The sequence below is a fragment of the Fibrella musci genome, from assembly GCF_041321105.1.
GTDB lineage: Bacteria > Bacteroidota > Bacteroidia > Cytophagales > Spirosomataceae > Fibrella > Fibrella musci.
The window spans coordinates 758,811-776,656 of the sequence record NZ_JBGGWD010000003.1; the positions used below are offsets into that span (position 1 = coordinate 758,811).

Sequence of the window (17,846 nt, forward strand, 5' to 3'; positions counted from 1 at the left end):
AAAAGAATAGAGCCGGTCGACGACCGGCTCTATTCTCTACATTTCCAGCTCAGAAACAATTCCCGGCAGGCTCTACTTCGTTGCTATCTTGGCCAGTTCTTCGTCGCGCAGGGGCTTGCGCAGGATCTTACCCACGTTCGATTTGGGCAGCTCAGTGCGGAATTCAACGAGTTTGGGCACTTTATAGCCGGTGAGGTTTTCTTTACAATAGCCCCGCACCTGATCTTCACTCAGCGCCTGATCTTTTTTCACGACAAAGACCTTCACCGTCTCGCCCGATTTTTCGTTGGGCACCCCAATGCAGGCCACTTCGAGTACGCCGGGGCATTGTGACACGACCTCTTCGATTTCGTTGGGGTATACGTTGAAGCCCGAGACCAGAATCATGTCTTTCTTCCGGTCTACGATTTTGAAAAAACCGTCGGCGTCCTGCACGCCCACGTCGCCGGTTTTAAACCACTCGCCTTCCATCACTTTCGCGGTTTCGTCGGGGCGGTTGTAGTACCCGTTGAAGACCTGTGGCCCCCGCGCCCAGATTTCGCCGGGTTGGCCCAGCGGCGCTTCGGTGCCGTCTTCCAGCATGCACTTCATGTCGGTACTTGGCCAGGGGACCCCGATGGTGCCCACACGCGAGGTACCATCGACGGGATTAGAACTAAGCACCGGCGAGGTTTCCGAGAGGCCATACCCTTCGGCAGGTACGTTGCCGGTCATTTTATGCCAGCGGTCGGCCACCGACGTTTGCAGCGCCATCCCTCCTGCCGACGTCACCTTTAGCAGGCTCCAGTCGACCTCGTTGATGCGCGGGTGGTTCAGCAGGCCGTTGTACAGGGTGTTCAGTCCGGTAAAGGCCGTTACCTTGTATTTTTTGAGGTCGTCGATAAAGGCGTTGAGGTCACGCGGGTTGGTGATCAGCAGGTTCATGCTGCCGCTTTTCAGCGCAGCCAGCGCGTTGGTTGTCAGTGCATATACGTGATACAGCGGTAAGGCCGCTACAATAATGCCCTCGCCAGCCGGGATACCCGCCGGTGCCATCCAAGCATCCTGCGCCTCCACGTTGGCAATGATGTTGCGGTGCGTCAGTGCCGCCCCTTTCGATACGCCCGTGGTACCGCCCGTATACTGCACAAAGGCCAGATCGGTGTTCTTGATACTGACCGGCTGCATTGGTTGCCGGCTACCGCGGCCGAGGGCGTCGTTGAACGAAATTGCCCCCGGCAGGCTATAGGCGGGCACCAGTTTCTTGACGTACTTCACCACCGCGTTGACGATCTGCTTCTTGGGAAAACCCAGCCGGTCGCCTATTTCCGTGACAACGATGTGCTCGATGTCAGTTTGGGCGATGATCTTTTCCAGATTGCTGGCGAAGTTGGCCAGAATGACAATCGCTTTCGCACCCGAATCCTTAAACTGATGCTGCATTTCGCGGGGCGTATACAGCGGGTTGGTGTTCACGACGGTCATGCCCGCCCGCAGAATGCCAAACATGGCAATGGGGTATTGCAGCAAGTTAGGCATCTGCACCACCACCCGATCGCCCTGTTTCAGGCCCAGGTCATGTTGCAGGAACGACGCAAACTGCTTCGACTGCGCTTCGAGCTCGGCGAAGGTGATTTGCTTACCCATACAGGCATACGCAGGCTTATCGGCATACCGACGGCACCCATCTTCAATCAGCGCAGCCAGCGAGGGGTAAGCGTCGGGATTAATTTCAGTCGGTACACCCTTTGGATAAAACTTGGTCCAGGGCCGGGCGCGGGCCGACGTATCGGTGGTTGTCGATTCCATGTACGTGCTTGGGGCAGTTGTAGATTATCCATCAAAAATACGATTAAAGCCAGAAAGGTTTTAATTGATTTGACAAATAAGCCATTAGAAGCCGATTAGCCCAACATAGCCCGCGCGGGTACTTATAACATCAGCAGAATCAGCATGGCGTTGTTGGAGAGGGCTTCAAACTCCAGCACGTCGGCCTGCCGGTAGTGCAGCGCCAGGCCATCGCCCGTGTGCAGCAGCCGGTTGGCCACCTCAAACGCCCCCTGTACAATGTAGACAAACACCCGCTGCTCCGCCGCTTCGATGGCCACCGTGGCATCGTGCCGACCGTCGAAGCGGCCAATATAGCCCGCCTGTGCACCCTCCCGCCAGAACGGCAGCAGTTGGTTGGATTCAGACAGATCAAAGGCTGTTGGGGCAGTAGTCGCCGTTTCTGCGTGCAGCCCCAAATGTAGAAACTGGATAGTCTCGGCCTCGTACGGATTGGTTAGGCGGTACGTCTGACCGGCTGCCAACGACAACGTACCTGACTGTCCCGGTTCCAGAAATTGTGTATTTTCATCAAGCTGGTATTCCAGCCCGCCGATAAGGGGTAACAAAACCGCCGTAACGGCCTCTTCGACCGGCGCTGTTAAGCTGGCGGCAGGTGCTAATCGCTCGTCGTTTAGCCAGACCAGCGGCCCAAACGGCTCACGGCCGTCGGCTGTGTACCCGGCGGCGTTGAAGGTGAACAAACGCTGAGCACCATTGCTGTCGGTGTAGCCGCGCTGATCGGCGACAAAAATCTGCGCCTCAGTATGCGTATCCATCGGTCAGTGCGATTCGGGGCGATACGGTTGAAACGACCAGATACTGCTGCTGGGTGGCAGAGCAATCAGTTCGGTACTAATGTCGTTACCCGCCTGCCAGTCGGCGCGTTTGTCGCCGATGGCCAGCAGCAACTGATCGGCTACGGTGTCGAACCAGGTAAGCGGGTCGCTGTAGAAATAGATGGCGATCTGATGCGCCTCTTTCTGCGTCACGTGCGAGGCTACAATCTCGAATTTGAAGTTCGTAAAGGGCAGGCATGGCTTCCCAAACGCGTTGACCACATCGGGCATGATCTGCTCCAGCTGACGCAGGTAGCCCACTGCCACCCGACTCGTCAGGTAATGCAGTTGTTCAGCGTTGGGTACGTTGGCGAGCAACGCCTGAAACGTAGGATACTGCCCTGCCGGATCATATTGCTGCGCCTGCATGTAAAACTCCTGATGCGTATCGTCGAATACCGCCTTATCCCAACGCTTCGTCGACGCCGCGTCGATCCGTTTCTGGTAGCACAGCCGAATGAGTCCTTTCATAAAGTCAACGTTCAAACCTATAAGGTTTTAAAAACCTTATAGGTTTGGTTTATTTCCACAATACCGGAACAGCGTACAGCGGGAAGTTGCCGTCCTTACTAACGATCACACAATCTTCTGATAAGGCTTGAGCGATGATGATTCGATCAAACGGATCTCTATGATGAAAGGGTAGCTGTTCAACCTGAATCGCGTGGCTAGCCAAAATCGGCAGTAGCGAGATACCCAATGTGGGAAGTTCATCAACAATCACCTGCGTTGGCTGGCTGATCGCTAATTTGCCCAGACTACGTTTAATCGCTATTTCCCAAATACTAGCTATACTGACAAACAACGCATTGGCTGGATTTCGCAGTTGTTGCAACGTCAAATCGGGAATAGCCGATTCATCATCAATGAGCCAAAGCAGCGTATGGGTGTCTATCAGGTAATTCATTGCTTACATATAGCCACTGAAATCCTCGAGAGGTGCATCAAAATCGTCAGCCAGGTAGGTCACTACACCTTTGAGTGTACCAAACTTTCGCTCTGTCATCACAGGCTGTAACGCATCCTTCTCCAGTGCCGACTGAATGTCCTTCCGCTGTTCAGGCGGCAATTTCCTGATGGCATCAAGCAGTTGCGCAAATCCTATCTGTACGGTCAGTTCCATAATGACGAGGTTTTCACGTTATACTTACAAACCTATAATACCTATGCGGCCCCGTCTAAGACCTTATAGGTTTACTTGCTCATTTCCAGCATGCGCAGCACCGAGGCTTCCGCTTTTACACGGATGTCTTCAGGTACGTGAATTTCGGGCAGCTCGTAGTACAGCGTGTTATACAGCTTTTCGAGCGTGTTCATCTTCATGTACGGGCATTCCGAGCAGGCGCAGGTGTTGTTTTCGTTGGCCGGGGCCGGGATGATCTTTTTGTCAGGAACCGCCTGCCGCATCTTGTGCAGAATGCCCGCCTCGGTGCCCACGATAAACTCCGTTTCGGGTTGTTCGACCACGTAGTTCAACAGCGCGGTGGTGGACCCCACAAAATCGGCGTGAATCAGGATATGCTCCTGACACTCGGGGTGAGCGATAAACTTGGCGTTGGGGTATTTGGCCCGCAAATCGTTCAGCTTTTCCAGCGAAATATCGATGTGCACAATACAGGCACCATCCCACAGCACCATGTCGCGACCCGTTTTCTTCGCTACGAAACGGCCCAGATTGGCGTCGGGCGCGAAGATAATTTTCTGATCGGCGGGCAGGCTTTGCACAATCTTCAGCGCATTGGACGACGTGACGATGATGTCGGACAACGCCTTGATTTCGGCCGAACAGTTGATGTACGACAGCACGATATGATCAGGGTACTGCGCTTTGAAAGCGGCAAACTTGTCGGCAGGAGCCGAGTCGGCCAGCGAGCAACCCGCGTTCATATCGGGGATGACGACTTTCTTGTTTGGCGACAGAATCTTGGCGGTTTCGCCCATAAAGTGCACCCCGCAAAACACGATCATATCAGCTTCCGTAGCGGCCGCCTGCTGGCTCAGCCCCAGGCTATCCCCGACAAAATCGGCCAGATCCTGAATGTCTTCGTCGACGTAGTAATGAGCCAGAATGACGGCGTTTTTCTCCTGCTTCATCCGCCGGATACCGTCAATCAGTTCCTGTTTATCTTTTGGTGCCGACCGGCTAACGTACCCGATCTGCTTTACTTCTTCTTCAATGGTGAGTGGCATTGTCATAGTCTGGCGAGTAATGTATAATGTACAATGAACCGCAACGGCGGACCGTAATGTATAATGAACCGCAGTGGCTTCGTTGCGCTAACTTAATAACGTTCGTAACGCCGCAACGTTTGCGGTATTGTCAAACAGGGCTTTGACGGGAATGGTAAAGTTGGGCAGAACCATACTGCTTACCGATTGGCCGATTCGGAACGTACCTAAGGCAGCATATGCTTCCGTATCGGCATCGATCGAGAAGGTGTCGACCGTCTGCCGGGTCGGGTCGATGATCCAGTATTCGGCCACACCATGCGCCGCATAGTCCTCAAACTTTATTTCCCGGTCGTTTTTCTTCGTGCTTTCCGACAGCACTTCCACGACCAGATCAGGAGCCGGGTAATACAGTAATTCAGGTGTAAGCGTGGCCGCTTTGGCTGGGCCGAAATAGCAAATATCTGGCTCGTAGCTGTTTCGAGTCAACTCGACCAGTGCCTTTTCCACAACAACAATACCTGCTTCGTATCGGGTTACGAAGGCGTGTAACAACGTACCCAACGCCATCACAACGGCATTATGCCGATGCAATGCGGGTGAGTGCACAACGATTTCCCCGTTGATAAACTCGGTTTTCATGTCCTCGTCCATCCATTCGTAGAACGCCCGACGACGGTTCTGTTCTTCGTGCAAAATCGCCTGCACCTGCTGAATGATCTTGGGCGCCTGCGATGATTCCAGTAATTGAGCAGCCAGTTCGGTCATGGTGCACGTTGTGTTAATGTACAATGAACAATGTACGATGAACAATGGCTCCGCAAGGCAATGCACCATGTAGAATGAATGCTATACAATGTCGCCAAGTTCTCAAATCGTGCCCTCAGCAAAGGCCATTGTTCATTATACATTGTACATCGTACATTATTCATTACCCGTTCAATAAGCCTTCAGACTCAGGTCCAGGCTCTTGACGTGGTGAGTCAGTGCCCCCGATGAGATGTAGTCGACGCCAGTTTCGGCGTAGGCGCGGAGGTTGTCCATGTTGATACCGCCCGACGCCTCGGTAATCACGCGCCCGTTGATGAGGCGCACCATATCGCGCAGGTCGGCCGGGGCGAAATTATCGAGCAGCATGCGGGTGAGGTGACCCACGGCGAGGGCTTCTTCTACCTCGGCCCGGTTCCGTACTTCCACTTCGATGGGCAGATTTCGGCCTGTTTCGGCCAGATACTGCACGGCCTGCTCAACGGCTTTGGTCAGGCTCCCGGCATAATCGACGTGGTTGTCTTTGATCAGGATCATGTCGTACAGCCCGAAGCGGTGATTGACCCCACCACCAATCTTCACGGCCATCTTTTCGCAGATCCGGAAATTGGGCGTGGTCTTGCGGGTGTCGAGCAGTTTGCAGCGAGTGCCTTCCAGCACATTGACCATCTGCCGCGTGTGGGTAGCGATGCCGCTCATGCGCTGCATGCAGTTGAGCACAAGGCGTTCGGCCGTCAGGATATTGCGGGCGTTGCCAGCCACCGTCAATACAATATCGCCGGGTTTGATGGGCGAACCGTCGGTCATCAGCACATCGACCTGAAACGTCGGGTCGACTTCGTGAAAGATAGCCAGCGCCACCTCTACGCCCGCCAGAATGCCGGCTTCTTTTACCAGCAGGCGGGCGCGTTTCTGCGCATCGGCAGGAATGGTACTGAGTGAGGTATGGTCGCCGTCGCCAACATCTTCGGCCAGCGCCAGGCGGATAAATTCAGTGAGTGTCATGATTTTGCAGCACATCGTAGAGACGCATTCCTATGCGTCTCCTCTGCCGGATAGTTTTGTGGTAAAAATTGCGGATGCGCCTCAGACGCATAGGAATGCGTCTCTACAGCAAATCTACGGCTTAAGCACCACCTTTATCAACCCCTTCTCTTTGTCGTATAGGCGCTGAAACCAGTCGGCACCCTCGGTCAACGGGGCTTCGGCACTCAGAATGGCCATTACGTCGATGCGTCCGCTGGCAATCAGATCGAGCGCGGCTTCATATTCGCCATTGATGGCGCAGGAGCCTTGCAGTCGAATCTGCCCCGTCACGATGGCCTGCAACGGAATCTCGATGGTTGGGCTGAGGTTGCCCACAAGCGTGACCGTGCCGCCACGCCGGACACAGGCAATGGCCGTTTGCACCGCCGGGCTGATGCCCACGACTTCAAACGAGATGTCGGCTCCACGGCCGTGGGTGAGCGCACGTACCTGATCAGCAGGAGCCTGCCCTGCCGAGGCGGAGTTGCCGGCATCGGCACGTACTGTGTGCGTGGCACCCAGTTTTTGAGCCAGTTCGAGGCGTTCGTCGGCAAGATCGATGGCGATGATCTGCCCGCAACCGGCCAGTTTCAACGCCTGAATTACAAACAGCCCGATCATCCCCGCACCCACCACCACTGCCGTGTCGTTGACCTGGATAGGCGTTACGCTAAGGGCATGTAGGGCCACCGCCACCGGCTCCACCAGCGCAGCCTGCGTGAAGCTCACTCCGTCGGGAATAGCATACAGAATATGCTGCGGCACTACCACGTATTCGGCAAAGGCCCCGTTCCGTTTGAAACCGGGCCGGTCCGGCGTTCCGGTCGAAACGCCCACGACCTCGCGGCCATCGGAGAGGTTATACATGCCCCGGCGGCTATACCAGTCGTCGAGTTTGTATACCGTTGAATCGAAGGTAACGCGGTCGCCAACCGACCAGCCACTTACCTGCGCCCCCACTTCGGCAATAATGCCTGATGCTTCGTGCCCCATCACAATGGGCGGCACCCGTCGGCCCGTGCTGCCATCCATACCATGCACGTCGGAGCCACAGATGCCAACGGCCTGCACCCGGATCAGCACCTCGTCGGGGCCGGGCTGCGGGCGAGGCAGGTCTTGCAGATCAAATTCGTTGTATTGGGTTAATACGAGGGCTTTCATAAGCGTCTGTGTTATAAAGCTTATAAGGTCACCGAGGCCTTATAGGTTTAGAAATTCACGTATATTCATAGCTACGCCATCCATTAGCCGTTGGCGGGCTTCCAGGCTGCTCCAGGCGATGTGCGGGGCCAGCACCAGCCGTTCAGGATGGGCCATACCGAGGTACGGATGATCGGCGGCGGGGGGCTCCTGCCCGAACACGTCCATACCCGCCCCCGCCAGTTTGCCCTCGTCGAGCGCACGGGCCAGGTCGGCTTCGTTGATCATACCGCCTCGGCTCAGCCCCAATAGCAGTGCCGAAGGTTTCATCTTGCTCAGTTGGGCATACGTCAGCAGGTTGTTGGTCTTGTCGGTCAACGGCGCGTGTACCGACACCACATCCGACGTACCCAGCAGTTCATCGAGCGATACCGACCGATACGGTACGTCGTCGTAGGTCTGGCCAGACGCGGAGAAATAGACCACCTCACAACCAAACGCCACGGCAACCTGCGCGACCTGCCGCCCGATCGCCCCCAGCCCAATGATACCGAACCGTTTACCGGCTAGCTCCCAGAACGGGCGGCCCAGGTGGGTGAAGATGGTCTCGCGGCTGTATTCGCCCGTTTTTACGTACTGATCGTAATAGTGCGGCGAATTAAGCAACGACAGCAGCAGTGTAAACGTCACCTGCGCGACACTGTGGGTCGAATAGCCCGCTACGTTTTTCACCGGAATCTGCCGTTCCTGCGCCGCCGCCATGTCGACGTTGTTGGTACCCGTTGCCGCCACACAAATCAGCTTAAGCGAGGGGCAGGCGTCCAGGACCTCGCGGGTGATCCGAACTTTGTTGGTAATCACCACCTCGGCCTCGCGCAGGCGGTCGGCCGTTTGGTCGGGTGCCGTTTCCGGGTACGTCACGAACGTGCCGCCCGTAGAGGCCGCCAACTGGTCAAACTGGCTCAGGTCGGGTTCGGGCCCAACCGTGCGGGCGTCAAGAAAGACAATAGTCATAGTCTAGTAAGAAACAGGCGCGGCGGGGTCTACTCACCCGACTGTCCGTTGGTTGTTGATTGGCAATTCCTGAAAATCAACTCCAGCGTTTGTCGGCACTGCTCGATGGCCGACTCGTCAATACCACGCAAAGCCGTGCTGCGGTATTGCAACACAACGGGAGTTACGGCCTCGATCAACTGCTGCCCCTGTGGAGTAATCAGCCGATTGATTCGTCGCCTATCTTCCTGACTGGCAACCTGTTGCAGCAGATTTTTCTTTTCCAGCAGGCTGATGATCCGGGCCACCGACGCCTGATCTTTAAATACCCGCTCGCCGATATCGGCCTGCCCCAGCGCGGGTGCTTCCTGAATCACATTCAGTACCAGCCATTGATCCACCGTGATGTCGATACCAGCCTGATCAATGCAGCTTTGGGCAAATTGCCGGTACTGCTTGATGGTTTTATCGAGTACATAAAAGATGACGGTGTTCAGCATGAGGCGGAGATGAAGGGGAATGACCGCTGCAAGTTTAGCCAAAGCCGCCGTTTTTTCAGCCTTGATGCAACGTACCCACCCCGTCGCCTATCTGTTAGGCAAATAACCCAAAATGGGATGAGCGGCAAATTTGGCCTACCCAATTCAATGATATATCATATAATTTTGCCTTATGAAACAGGTTTTTCTTCAGCGACCAGCGGCGGCAAGGCCAGCGCTTTCCTCTTTTTATCATAAACTACTCAGCTTCCTTCTGCTCAGCACGTTCGTTGGACTCACCGGCTTTGCCCAACCGGTTCAGCTTCAGGGCCGGGTTCAGGCGGCAGATGGGACAGCCATTGAGTTTGCCACCGTTGCGCTGCATCGGGCGGTCGATTCGGTTGTGGTCAAGACCGAATTCAGCGATGCCTCAGGTACGTTCAGATTTCCGATTTCGGCGGCGGGATCGTACCGCCTGTCGGCTTCGCAGGTTGGGTACGTCCGCGTCTGGTCGGACGTGATTACAGTCGGCTCGGCGGGCGTCTCGCTCACGCCGCTCGTGTTGCAGCCCAGCCAGCAAACCACGCTTAACGAGGTGAAGATCGTTGGGCAGAAACCCCTCTACGAACGGCTGGCCGACCGCACGGTCGTGAACGTGGAAGGGAGTTCGCTGGCAGCCGGGAACACTTCGCTCGACGTTCTGACTCGCTCGCCGGGCATAACGGTCGATAACAACGACAACCTGGCGCTGCGGGGCCGGCAAAATGTACTGGTACTCATCGACGGCAAACGCCAGCCAATGACCGGCACTGAACTGGCCGACTACCTGCGCGCCCTGCCCGCCGACCAGCTCAAAAGCATCGAACTGATTACGAACCCACCCGCCAAATACGACGCGCAGGGTACGGCGGGTATCATTGCGATCAACCTCAAAAAAGATCAGCGACTCGGGACCAATGGCTCTGTGCAGGCGAGCTACGGCCGCAGCCAGTACGATAAATTCACGGCTGGCCTTTCGCTGAACAACCGGCGGCAGTTGGGGGCCGGTAAGTCGTTGAACCTGTTTGGCACCTACAATTACGCCAACCGCGATGGCATTGCCCTGCTCGATATTCACCGCGATTTTTACAACGTCAACGCCAGCCAGCAACGCGTCTTTACGGGCAGCAGCGACCAGACCAACCGCGTATTGGTGGGGTCGGTCGTGCATTCGGGGCGGGCGGGATTTGATTACACCCTATCGAAACGGACCGTGCTGGGTGGCGTGATCAACGGGCAGCAGAGCCGCACGCCGGGGCAGGCAGGGGTTAACCAGACCACACTGTACGACGCCGCCGGACGGCCAACCGACGTGTATAATGCCCGCACCAGCCGCAACTTCACGTCGCCCAACGGATCGGCCAACCTGAACCTGAAACACACTTTCGCCGACTCAACCAATAGTCCTGAACTCACCGCCGACGTGGATTATGCGCGCTACCGCACCAGCCGTTTGCAGGAATTGACCACCGATTACCAACTGACCGGCCGCACCACTACGCTCCTGATAGGCGATCAGCAGGGCGACCTGCGCATTCTGTCGGCCAAAGCAGATTACGTGCACCCTCTGGCCCGCCGGGCGCGCCTCGAAACCGGCGTCAAACTCAGCCGAGTATCGTCGGACAATGACGTGGTGTTTCGCCTTACGGAAGGTAGCCTGACCACCATCGACCCCAACCGCACCAACCGGTTCCGCTACGACGAAACCATTGCGGCAGCCTATGCCAACTGGAGCCGGGGATTTGCCAAAACCAATCTTCAGTTTGGGCTGCGGTTTGAGCAGACGCTGGCCGAGGGCCGGCAAAGCGTGGGCGACAGCAGCTTCACGCGGCGTTATGGGCAGCTTTTCCCCAGCGCGGCCATCAAGCATACGCTCAGCAAAAATCACGAGCTGAACCTGACGCTGAGCCGCCGCATCAACCGGCCTTCGTATGGGCAACTCAATCCGTTCCGCACCATCATCGACCCTACCACGTCGGGCTCGGGCAACCCCAATCTGCAACCCGAAACGAGTTATAACCTCGAACTGACGCACACCTTCAAAGGTACGTTCAGCACGGGCCTGGCCTTCAGCCAAACCACCCGCCCGATGATCGGCGTAGTGCAGCCCGAAACCGATTCGACGGTGATTTCAACCAGTGTCAACCTCGACCGGCAGGATTATTTTGCCCTGACGCTGACAGCGCCGGTGCAACCGACCAAGTGGTGGCAGATTTATAACAATGTGGTGGTGTATCACGCCCGGTTTATCGGGAATCTCGCAGGTACGTCGCTCGACAAGGGCCAACCCGCGTTCAATGTCAGCAGCAACCATTCCTTTACCTTTGGCAAAGGGTGGTCGGGCGAACTGAACGGTACGTTTCAGTCGGGTGAGCAATATGGTTTTCTGCGGGTACGTCCCAACGGGCAGGTCACGGTAGGGCTACAGAAGAGTTTTCTGGAACGAAAAGGCACGTTACGCCTCAACGCCACCGACATTTTCTTCAACCAGACCGTGCGGGCCACGTCGACCTACGACAATTACGTAGAACAGTTTTATCAGCGCCGCGACTCCCGCGCCGTTACGCTCTCTTTTTCGTACCGATTCGGCAACGACAAGGTAGCACCTACCCGCCGACGCACGGGCGGTGCCGAAGACGAAAAACGCCGGGCGGGCTAGTTTGCACTTCCTTAAGTGGTCGACTTAAGTCGACCACTTAAGGAAGCAGTCGTTCGGTCTTTATTTTTTCCTGTAGTTTAATAAACCCGTCGATCAGGGCTTCGGGGCGGGGCGGGCAGCCAGGTACGTATACATCGACCGGAATGATGCGGTCAACGCCTTTCACGACGTGGTAGCCATGTTGCCAGTAAGGCCCGCCGCAGTTGGCGCACGACCCCATCGAGATCACGTAGCGCGGCTCGGCCATCTGTTCGTACAAACGCCGAATGCGGTCGGCCATTTTGTAGGTGACCGTTCCCGACACAATCATGATGTCGGCTTGCCGGGGGCTGGGGCGCGGAAAAATACCAAATCGCTCAAGGTCATAGCTGGCCGACATTGCCTGCATCATCTCGATGGCGCAACAGGCCAACCCGAACGTGAGCGGCCATAACGACGACGCCCTCGACCAGTTGAGCAGTTCTTCCGTAGTCAGGAACATCACGCCAGGATCGGCAGCTTTTTGGGGAGCGGTTGAGGGGGCATTCATACCAAAGCAACAGTTAGTGGCTGGTAGCAGTTCGGAGCGAGGCCTGCTGAATTTGAGCCCTGATAGAATAGCGCTCAAGCTTGGCCCGCTCACCAGCCAACCGCTCTGGCCGGCCGTTGATGCGCTTGATGGTAAGCGGCGGCAGAGCCAGAAGCAATGACGTTGTCAGACCAATGGGCACGACGAGGAGCGCCACGACTACGCCCGTTAGCCTTTTTTCGGAATTGGCGGTAGACAGCAACGCTGTTGTAGCCAGAGCAGCCGTTACGCCCGCCCCAATGGCTACCGTTCGCCCAAAATGGCCTTTTCGCTGAATGGCGATGCGTTTGATGGCAGTCGCCCGCAGGGTGTCGATGGGCACCGCGTTGCCTTCTCGGAATAGCTGAATAGTCGACGGATCATTATGAAAAATGAGAACGGTTGAATCAGTTACCGCATACAGAATTCCTTGTGTTTTGGTGCCTGTGGTCGTTCTGATCGTTGCCCGATACAGCTTCGTTGACGTTCGTTCATCGGCTGACGGAACGGATTGAGCCACTAGCGGCAGCCGACAACATACTGTAATCAGCAGCGCCCGAAAAGGCCACATTTTCCCCATAGAATAGGCTATAACGTTGATGACATCAACATAACGGCCTATCCTATAAAACCGTATTTGAACCAGCGCATTTGGAAACAAAAAAGAACATAAATTACCACTTAGAATCGCCACTAATTGCGATTAAATTTCAACAATTTGTGTTAATTAATTAAGCAGTAAACAACAAACAACTACGTAATGAAATCAATCAATCTGTTCGATCCGGCTGTGCACACTACCACGCCGCTGGGCACTCCTGCCAGACGGCATAAAGCAGATGGAATGGCCACAGCCGCCATGCTGATTCAGATAGCCAGCGAAATGCTGGAGACATCGCCCACGCTCAGAAAGCGCATGCACATCACACTGAGCGATTTGGCCGCTGCCGATAAGGTGCGAAAAGAACTGGTCAGAAAGACGCTTTCCGTACACTGAACTCAGTAGATAGTCAAGCTTTTTTTTACGACAGGTATCCTGTTTTTTATGGTAATCAATCCAATATTTTCGCCATTGATTACCACAAAAAACGGGACACTTTGTTTATCCACTTTCCCTATGAAACAGGAGTCGATACAGTTTGTATTTTTTGCACAGGTACGTTGCCTAAAATCAAATCAGCGGCTTTTTCGGCAATCATAATAACCGGCGCGTTGGTGTTGCCCGATACGATCGTTGGCATCACCGAGGCATCCACAATCCGTAGCCCTTCGATTCCCCGTACCCGGAGTTTGGCATCCACCACGGCCCCTTCGTCGGTTCCCATTCGGCACGTGCTGACAGGGTGATACACCGTCTCGACGATTCGGCGGATATGCTCCATGATTTCCTCATCTGACGCTCCCGTGGCGGGCATCAGTGCCCGTTTACGCCAGGGGCCAAACGCCGCTGCCTGATTGATTTCCAATGCTTTCTTCACCCCCGTCAGTAACAGCTGTTGGTCGGCATCGGTCGACAGAAAGTTGGGCTGAATGACTGGCTCATCCATGGGGTTGGCCGACCGCAGGCCAACGTACCCACGACTGGTTGGATGCAGCAGTGTTGGCAGAATTGACCAGCCATCTTCCTTCTTCGGGTACGTACCTGAGTCGTAAAAATCGGGTTTGTAGTCGTCGCCAATGTGAACCGGCGCGAAATGCAATTGCAAATCGGGCCTGCTCCGATCGGGCGTTGTCCGCAGGAAGGCGTTGGCTTCTAGCGGGCTGATCGTAAACGGGCCTTGGCCAGCCGTCAGGTACTGCCAAAGGCCACGTACCTGATTAAGGGGGCTGAGCCAGTGATTGGTCCCCACCAGTTGGTTGGCCAAGGCGCTAACGCCCACAAACAAATGGTCGCACAAGTTTTGACCTACGCCCGGCAAGTCGAGCCGCAGGTCGATTCCATGCCGACGCAGTTCATCCTGTGGCCCGATGCCCGACAGCATCAGCAACTGTGGCGTATTGAACGACCCCGCCGCCAAGATTACCTCCCGCTTGGCCGTAATCGTTTCGGTATTGGTGCGCCCCGTTGTCACCTCGACACCTACCGCCCGACCGTCGCGTATGACAACCCGTTGCGTATGCGCCTGCGTGCGTACAGTCAGGTTAGGTCGGCTCAGGACAGGCTTCAGAAAAGCCGCCGCGGTGCTGTGCCGCTTGCCATTTTTGATGGTAAACTGAAACAACCCGGCCCCTTCCTGCTCGGCTCCGTTGAAATCGTGGTTTTCGGCGATACCCGTTTGCTTGCAGGCGTCCACGAAGGCATCGGCCAATGGCGTTCTGAAACGAGTCGCATAAGTTACGTTCAACGGGCCATCGCTACCGTGATAGCGCGCATCCAGCTGACTCAGTTGCTCGTTGGCCTCAGAGCGGATGAAATAGGGCAAGACATCGGCATAGGCCCATCCTTCGTTACCAGCGGCGGCCCAGGCGTCGTAGTCGGCCTGATTGCCTCTGATATACGCCATTGCATTGGTCGAGCTACTGCCCCCCAGCGTCTTCCCCCGCGGCAAAAACATGCGCCGGTTATCGACGTTGGCTTGCGGCTCACTCCAATACGCCCAGTCAACCGCCGTCCGGTTGAGTTTGCTGTAGGCCGCCGGGATGTGGATTTCCATCTTTCGATCGGGTGCCCCCGCTTCGAGCAGTAACACCGACACACTCGAATCTGCCGATAACCGATTGGCCAGCACGCAGCCTGCTGAGCCAGCACCAACAATGATATAGTCAAACCCCATACCCTTTCCTGTTTTTGTGCTATTTGTTCAGGAATTTACCAAAAACAGCGATAAAAAGCAGGAAAGGTCACCCATCAATCCGCCCAATCCAGCGAACGTTGCACGGCTTTGGCCCACTGATGAAGCAGCTTACTCCGCTTCTCGGCTTCCATAGCGGGTTCGAAGGTTGCTTCAATACCCCAGTTGGCGGACAAATCATCGATCGATTCCCAGTAACCAACGGCCAAACCCGCTGCATAGGCGGCCCCGACAGCTGTGGTTTCGGTCACGCTGGGCCTGATTACAGGTACGTTGTTGACATCTGCCTGAAACTGCATCAGCAGGTCATTCACGACCATCCCCCCATCGACCCGTAACGATACCAGCTCAACGGCGGCATCTTTCTGCATGGCGGCCAGCAAATCGTAGGTCTGGAAAGCGGTGGCTTCCAGAACGGCCCGGGCAATATGTTGTTTGGTCACAAATCGTGTCAGGCCGACGATCACCCCGCGCGCATCGGCCCGCCAATACGGCGCGTATAGTCCAGAAAAAGCTGGCACGATGTAAGTGCCACCGTTGTCGGGCACTTCGGCCGCCAGCGCTTGCACATCGGCACTCGTCTGAATCAGACCCAGGTTATCACGTAGCCATTGCACCAACGCTCCAGAAATGGCAACACCCCCTTCCAGCGCATATCGCGGCGCTTCATTGCCAAACTGATAGGCGACGGTCGTTAGCAGACCATAGGTAGAAGGTCGAATTTGCGTGCCTGTGTTCATCAACAGAAAACAGCCCGTACCGTACGTGTTCTTGGCCTGTCCCGGCTCAAAACACGTTTGTCCGACCAGTGCCGCCTGCTGATCGCCCAATACACCGGTAATTGGTACACCCGGCATTACTTCAGACGTAACCGTTCCAAACAAACCACTGCTGGGGCGAATACTGGGCATCATAGCTGCAGGTACGTTGAAGGCCGTTAGCAGTTCATCGTCCCAGGCTAGCGTTTCCAGGTTCATCAACTGAGTACGGCTGGCATTCGTCACGTCCGTCACGTGCTGGCCGCCTTTAGCTCCCCCCGTCAGATTCCAGATCAGGAAGCTATCGATGTTGCCGAATAGCGCGTTTCCCTGTTCAGCCTCCTGCCGAAGGCCAGGTACGTTGTCGAGAAGCCACCGAATCTTGAGTCCGCTGAAATAAGTAGCTAATGGCAGGCCAGTCTTGGCGCGAAAGCGATCAAGCCCGCTATCACCGGCCATCTCAGCGATCATGTCTTCGGTTCGCACGTCCTGCCAAACCAAAGCGTTGTAGTATGGCTTGCCGGTATGCCTGTTCCAGACCACCGTTGTCTCGCGTTGATTAGTAATCCCTACGGCCACAACATCCTTGGTTGTTAGCCCAAGTTTGATGCGTGCTTTGGCAATAACTTCGAGCGTATTTCTCCAGATTTCGGTCGGGTCATGCTCCACCCAGCCGGGTTTGGGGTAAATCTGAGCGTGTTCTTTCTGCGCAACCGAGACAATCTCGCCTTTTCGGTTAACGATAATGCAACGGGTACTCGACGTACCCTGATCAATAGCAACGACGTACGAAGCCATAAGTGGTTTAGGGAGTTGACCGCTTCACTGAATATTGAAGCGTGAGCGCAAAATAACCATCATTGCGTAATGGATTACCACGTTGCTCCCCAACTGTGTTTGGTACCAGCCCATACTCGCGACGCCGATCGGCCAGAATCTGTTCAATAGCCGCCCTGCCCGTTTTATCTGCATAGGTGCCACTCACGTCGTCTACGTAATCACTCAGTATGTAGGTGTAGCGGGCTTCCAGCCGTAGTTGTGATTTTTTGTTCAGGGTAAAGGGCATACCTCCACCAATGACCACCTGACCCGCAATGCGGCTGTAAGCTACCTTTTCTGTCTGGAAAAGGGGCAGGCTGTAACTGACACCCTTATAGTCGGTTTTAGGATTCAAATACGTGGCGCCCACGCCGAGCCAGAAATGCGGGATATTGTGTTGATTGTAATCAATCGACCGTACGTTCCACTGCAACCCAGCAATAAGGGATGGGTTTACAGTCGTAAAGCGCAGGTAGTTTGCCTTGTTTTTCGTGTATTGCTGATCACCACGTAAACTGTAAAAACCGACATCGCTACGCACGCAAAACTTTTCACTAAAACGATATCGAAGATGTCCTTCTGCTGCCCACGACAGTTGAAGATGATCGAAGCCATACTGTTCACTCAAATCGCCACAGTATCTCGTTGTCGACAGATTAATACCAACGTGCCAATCGCCAATGGCCTCTTTCCACTTAAAAGCCAATCCCTGACCGTTGACTCCAAATACCTTACACAGAAGAAGTAGAAACAAAATGTATAATCTATTCATTTTCAGCTTAGTTACATGGGTTATCGCAGCTGAAAAATAATAATTGTATAATAAATAATACTAACTGTATATATAGATATAACTATTGAGGATGGCTACAAATGCAAAAGGCCGTGCTCTCGTGGAACACGGCTCTCGCTGTTTCAGAGGTGGCGACCGCCTACTCTCCCGGATTCGACTCCAGTACCATCGGCAGTGCGGGGCTTAACGGCTCTGTTCGGAATGGGAAAAGGTGTTCAC

18 protein-coding genes and 1 rRNA gene are annotated in these 17,846 nt (G+C 55.1%); 2 read left to right on the forward strand and 17 right to left on the reverse strand.

Annotation, left to right across the window (positions count from 1 at the left end):
* Nucleotides 1-72: 72 nt before the first annotated feature.
* From ACAW74_RS13030 to ACAW74_RS13080, 11 genes are all read right to left on the reverse strand, one after another.
* Nucleotides 73-1,788, reverse strand: coding sequence for an AMP-binding protein (locus ACAW74_RS13030; protein WP_370698635.1), 1,716 nt, complete (start codon nt 1,786-1,788; stop codon nt 73-75).
* A gap of 122 nt (nt 1,789-1,910) precedes the next feature.
* Nucleotides 1,911-2,585, reverse strand: a complete 675-nt coding sequence (locus tag ACAW74_RS13035; RefSeq protein ID WP_370698636.1) for a pirin family protein — start codon at nt 2,583-2,585, stop codon at nt 1,911-1,913.
* Between the two features lie 3 nt (nt 2,586-2,588).
* A complete protein-coding gene (locus ACAW74_RS13040; protein WP_370698637.1) occupies nt 2,589-3,116 on the reverse strand; it encodes a hypothetical protein in 528 nt (175 codons plus the stop codon).
* Nucleotides 3,117-3,165: 49 nt separating this feature from the next.
* Nucleotides 3,166-3,552, reverse strand: coding sequence for a type II toxin-antitoxin system VapC family toxin (locus ACAW74_RS13045; RefSeq protein ID WP_370698638.1), 387 nt, complete (start codon nt 3,550-3,552; stop codon nt 3,166-3,168).
* A 3-nt stretch (nt 3,553-3,555) separates the two neighbouring features.
* Nucleotides 3,556-3,768 carry a DUF2281 domain-containing protein gene (locus ACAW74_RS13050; protein ID WP_370698639.1) on the reverse strand — a complete coding sequence of 71 codons (213 nt, stop codon included), beginning with the start codon at nt 3,766-3,768 and terminating at the stop codon, nt 3,556-3,558.
* A 71-nt stretch (nt 3,769-3,839) separates the two neighbouring features.
* Nucleotides 3,840-4,841: a quinolinate synthase NadA gene (gene nadA, locus ACAW74_RS13055; RefSeq protein WP_370698640.1), complete on the reverse strand. Its 1,002-nt coding sequence runs from the start codon at nt 4,839-4,841 to the stop codon at nt 3,840-3,842.
* Nucleotides 4,842-4,922: 81 nt separating this feature from the next.
* On the reverse strand, nt 4,923-5,582 hold the full coding sequence (locus tag ACAW74_RS13060; RefSeq protein WP_370698641.1) for a Uma2 family endonuclease: 660 nt from the start codon (nt 5,580-5,582) through the stop codon (nt 4,923-4,925).
* A gap of 171 nt (nt 5,583-5,753) precedes the next feature.
* The gene (gene nadC, locus ACAW74_RS13065; protein ID WP_370698642.1) at nt 5,754-6,587 is read right to left on the reverse strand and encodes a carboxylating nicotinate-nucleotide diphosphorylase; all 834 of its coding nucleotides are present in this window, start codon (nt 6,585-6,587) and stop codon (nt 5,754-5,756) included.
* 114 nt (nt 6,588-6,701) lie between these two features.
* Nucleotides 6,702-7,769 carry a galactitol-1-phosphate 5-dehydrogenase gene (locus ACAW74_RS13070; RefSeq protein WP_370698643.1) on the reverse strand — a complete coding sequence of 356 codons (1,068 nt, stop codon included), beginning with the start codon at nt 7,767-7,769 and terminating at the stop codon, nt 6,702-6,704.
* Between the two features lie 39 nt (nt 7,770-7,808).
* A complete protein-coding gene (locus tag ACAW74_RS13075; RefSeq protein WP_370698644.1) occupies nt 7,809-8,762 on the reverse strand; it encodes a D-2-hydroxyacid dehydrogenase in 954 nt (317 codons plus the stop codon).
* Between the two features lie 29 nt (nt 8,763-8,791).
* On the reverse strand, nt 8,792-9,241 hold the full coding sequence (locus ACAW74_RS13080; RefSeq protein ID WP_370698645.1) for a MarR family winged helix-turn-helix transcriptional regulator: 450 nt from the start codon (nt 9,239-9,241) through the stop codon (nt 8,792-8,794).
* Between the two features lie 172 nt (nt 9,242-9,413).
* On the opposite strand from ACAW74_RS13080, the gene ACAW74_RS13085 reads away from it, so the two are divergent.
* A complete protein-coding gene (locus tag ACAW74_RS13085; protein ID WP_370698646.1) occupies nt 9,414-11,918 on the forward strand; it encodes a TonB-dependent receptor domain-containing protein in 2,505 nt (834 codons plus the stop codon).
* Between the two features lie 37 nt (nt 11,919-11,955).
* On the opposite strand, the gene ACAW74_RS13090 is transcribed toward ACAW74_RS13085, so the two are convergent.
* Together ACAW74_RS13090 and ACAW74_RS13095 are read right to left on the reverse strand one after the other, a co-directional pair.
* Nucleotides 11,956-12,399 carry an NADH-quinone oxidoreductase subunit B gene (locus tag ACAW74_RS13090; RefSeq protein WP_370698665.1) on the reverse strand — a complete coding sequence of 148 codons (444 nt, stop codon included), beginning with the start codon at nt 12,397-12,399 and terminating at the stop codon, nt 11,956-11,958.
* A 61-nt stretch (nt 12,400-12,460) separates the two neighbouring features.
* Nucleotides 12,461-13,036: a hypothetical protein gene (locus tag ACAW74_RS13095; protein ID WP_370698647.1), complete on the reverse strand. Its 576-nt coding sequence runs from the start codon at nt 13,034-13,036 to the stop codon at nt 12,461-12,463.
* 189 nt (nt 13,037-13,225) lie between these two features.
* Between ACAW74_RS13095 and ACAW74_RS13100 the strand changes: the two genes are divergently transcribed.
* Nucleotides 13,226-13,462, forward strand: coding sequence for a hypothetical protein (locus tag ACAW74_RS13100; RefSeq protein WP_370698648.1), 237 nt, complete (start codon nt 13,226-13,228; stop codon nt 13,460-13,462).
* Nucleotides 13,463-13,580: 118 nt separating this feature from the next.
* On the opposite strand, the gene ACAW74_RS13105 is transcribed toward ACAW74_RS13100, so the two are convergent.
* From ACAW74_RS13105 to rrf, 4 genes are all read right to left on the reverse strand, one after another.
* Nucleotides 13,581-15,239, reverse strand: coding sequence for a GMC family oxidoreductase (locus tag ACAW74_RS13105; protein WP_370698649.1), 1,659 nt, complete (start codon nt 15,237-15,239; stop codon nt 13,581-13,583).
* A 74-nt stretch (nt 15,240-15,313) separates the two neighbouring features.
* Nucleotides 15,314-16,813 (reverse strand): glycerol kinase GlpK, encoded by a 1,500-nt coding sequence (gene glpK, locus ACAW74_RS13110; protein WP_370698650.1) that lies wholly within the window; start codon nt 16,811-16,813, stop codon nt 15,314-15,316.
* Nucleotides 16,814-16,820: 7 nt separating this feature from the next.
* The gene (locus tag ACAW74_RS13115) at nt 16,821-17,588 is read right to left on the reverse strand and encodes a hypothetical protein (RefSeq protein ID WP_370698651.1); all 768 of its coding nucleotides are present in this window, start codon (nt 17,586-17,588) and stop codon (nt 16,821-16,823) included.
* Nucleotides 17,589-17,753: 165 nt separating this feature from the next.
* A 5S ribosomal RNA gene (gene rrf / locus ACAW74_RS13120) occupies nt 17,754-17,846 on the reverse strand; the annotation flags it as partial.

What these genes read in the sequence shown, in the direction of transcription:
- ACAW74_RS13030 (WP_370698635.1), bottom strand. Translation starts at nt 1,788, where the DNA reads ATGGAATCGACAACCACCGATACGTCGGCCCGCGCCCGGCCCTGGACC.
- ACAW74_RS13035 (WP_370698636.1), bottom strand. Translation starts at nt 2,585, where the DNA reads ATGGATACGCATACTGAGGCGCAGATTTTTGTCGCCGATCAGCGCGGC.
- ACAW74_RS13040 (WP_370698637.1), bottom strand. Translation starts at nt 3,116, where the DNA reads ATGAAAGGACTCATTCGGCTGTGCTACCAGAAACGGATCGACGCGGCG.
- ACAW74_RS13045 (WP_370698638.1), bottom strand. Translation starts at nt 3,552, where the DNA reads ATGAATTACCTGATAGACACCCATACGCTGCTTTGGCTCATTGATGAT.
- ACAW74_RS13050 (WP_370698639.1), bottom strand. Translation starts at nt 3,768, where the DNA reads ATGGAACTGACCGTACAGATAGGATTTGCGCAACTGCTTGATGCCATC.
- nadA (WP_370698640.1), bottom strand. Translation starts at nt 4,841, where the DNA reads ATGACAATGCCACTCACCATTGAAGAAGAAGTAAAGCAGATCGGGTAC.
- ACAW74_RS13060 (WP_370698641.1), bottom strand. Translation starts at nt 5,582, where the DNA reads ATGACCGAACTGGCTGCTCAATTACTGGAATCATCGCAGGCGCCCAAG.
- nadC (WP_370698642.1), bottom strand. Translation starts at nt 6,587, where the DNA reads ATGACACTCACTGAATTTATCCGCCTGGCGCTGGCCGAAGATGTTGGC.
- ACAW74_RS13070 (WP_370698643.1), bottom strand. Translation starts at nt 7,769, where the DNA reads ATGAAAGCCCTCGTATTAACCCAATACAACGAATTTGATCTGCAAGAC.
- ACAW74_RS13075 (WP_370698644.1), bottom strand. Translation starts at nt 8,762, where the DNA reads ATGACTATTGTCTTTCTTGACGCCCGCACGGTTGGGCCCGAACCCGAC.
- ACAW74_RS13080 (WP_370698645.1), bottom strand. Translation starts at nt 9,241, where the DNA reads ATGCTGAACACCGTCATCTTTTATGTACTCGATAAAACCATCAAGCAG.
- ACAW74_RS13085 (WP_370698646.1), top strand. Translation starts at nt 9,414, where the DNA reads ATGAAACAGGTTTTTCTTCAGCGACCAGCGGCGGCAAGGCCAGCGCTT.
- ACAW74_RS13090 (WP_370698665.1), bottom strand. Translation starts at nt 12,399, where the DNA reads ATGTTCCTGACTACGGAAGAACTGCTCAACTGGTCGAGGGCGTCGTCG.
- ACAW74_RS13095 (WP_370698647.1), bottom strand. Translation starts at nt 13,036, where the DNA reads ATGTGGCCTTTTCGGGCGCTGCTGATTACAGTATGTTGTCGGCTGCCG.
- ACAW74_RS13100 (WP_370698648.1), top strand. Translation starts at nt 13,226, where the DNA reads ATGAAATCAATCAATCTGTTCGATCCGGCTGTGCACACTACCACGCCG.
- ACAW74_RS13105 (WP_370698649.1), bottom strand. Translation starts at nt 15,239, where the DNA reads ATGGGGTTTGACTATATCATTGTTGGTGCTGGCTCAGCAGGCTGCGTG.
- glpK (WP_370698650.1), bottom strand. Translation starts at nt 16,813, where the DNA reads ATGGCTTCGTACGTCGTTGCTATTGATCAGGGTACGTCGAGTACCCGT.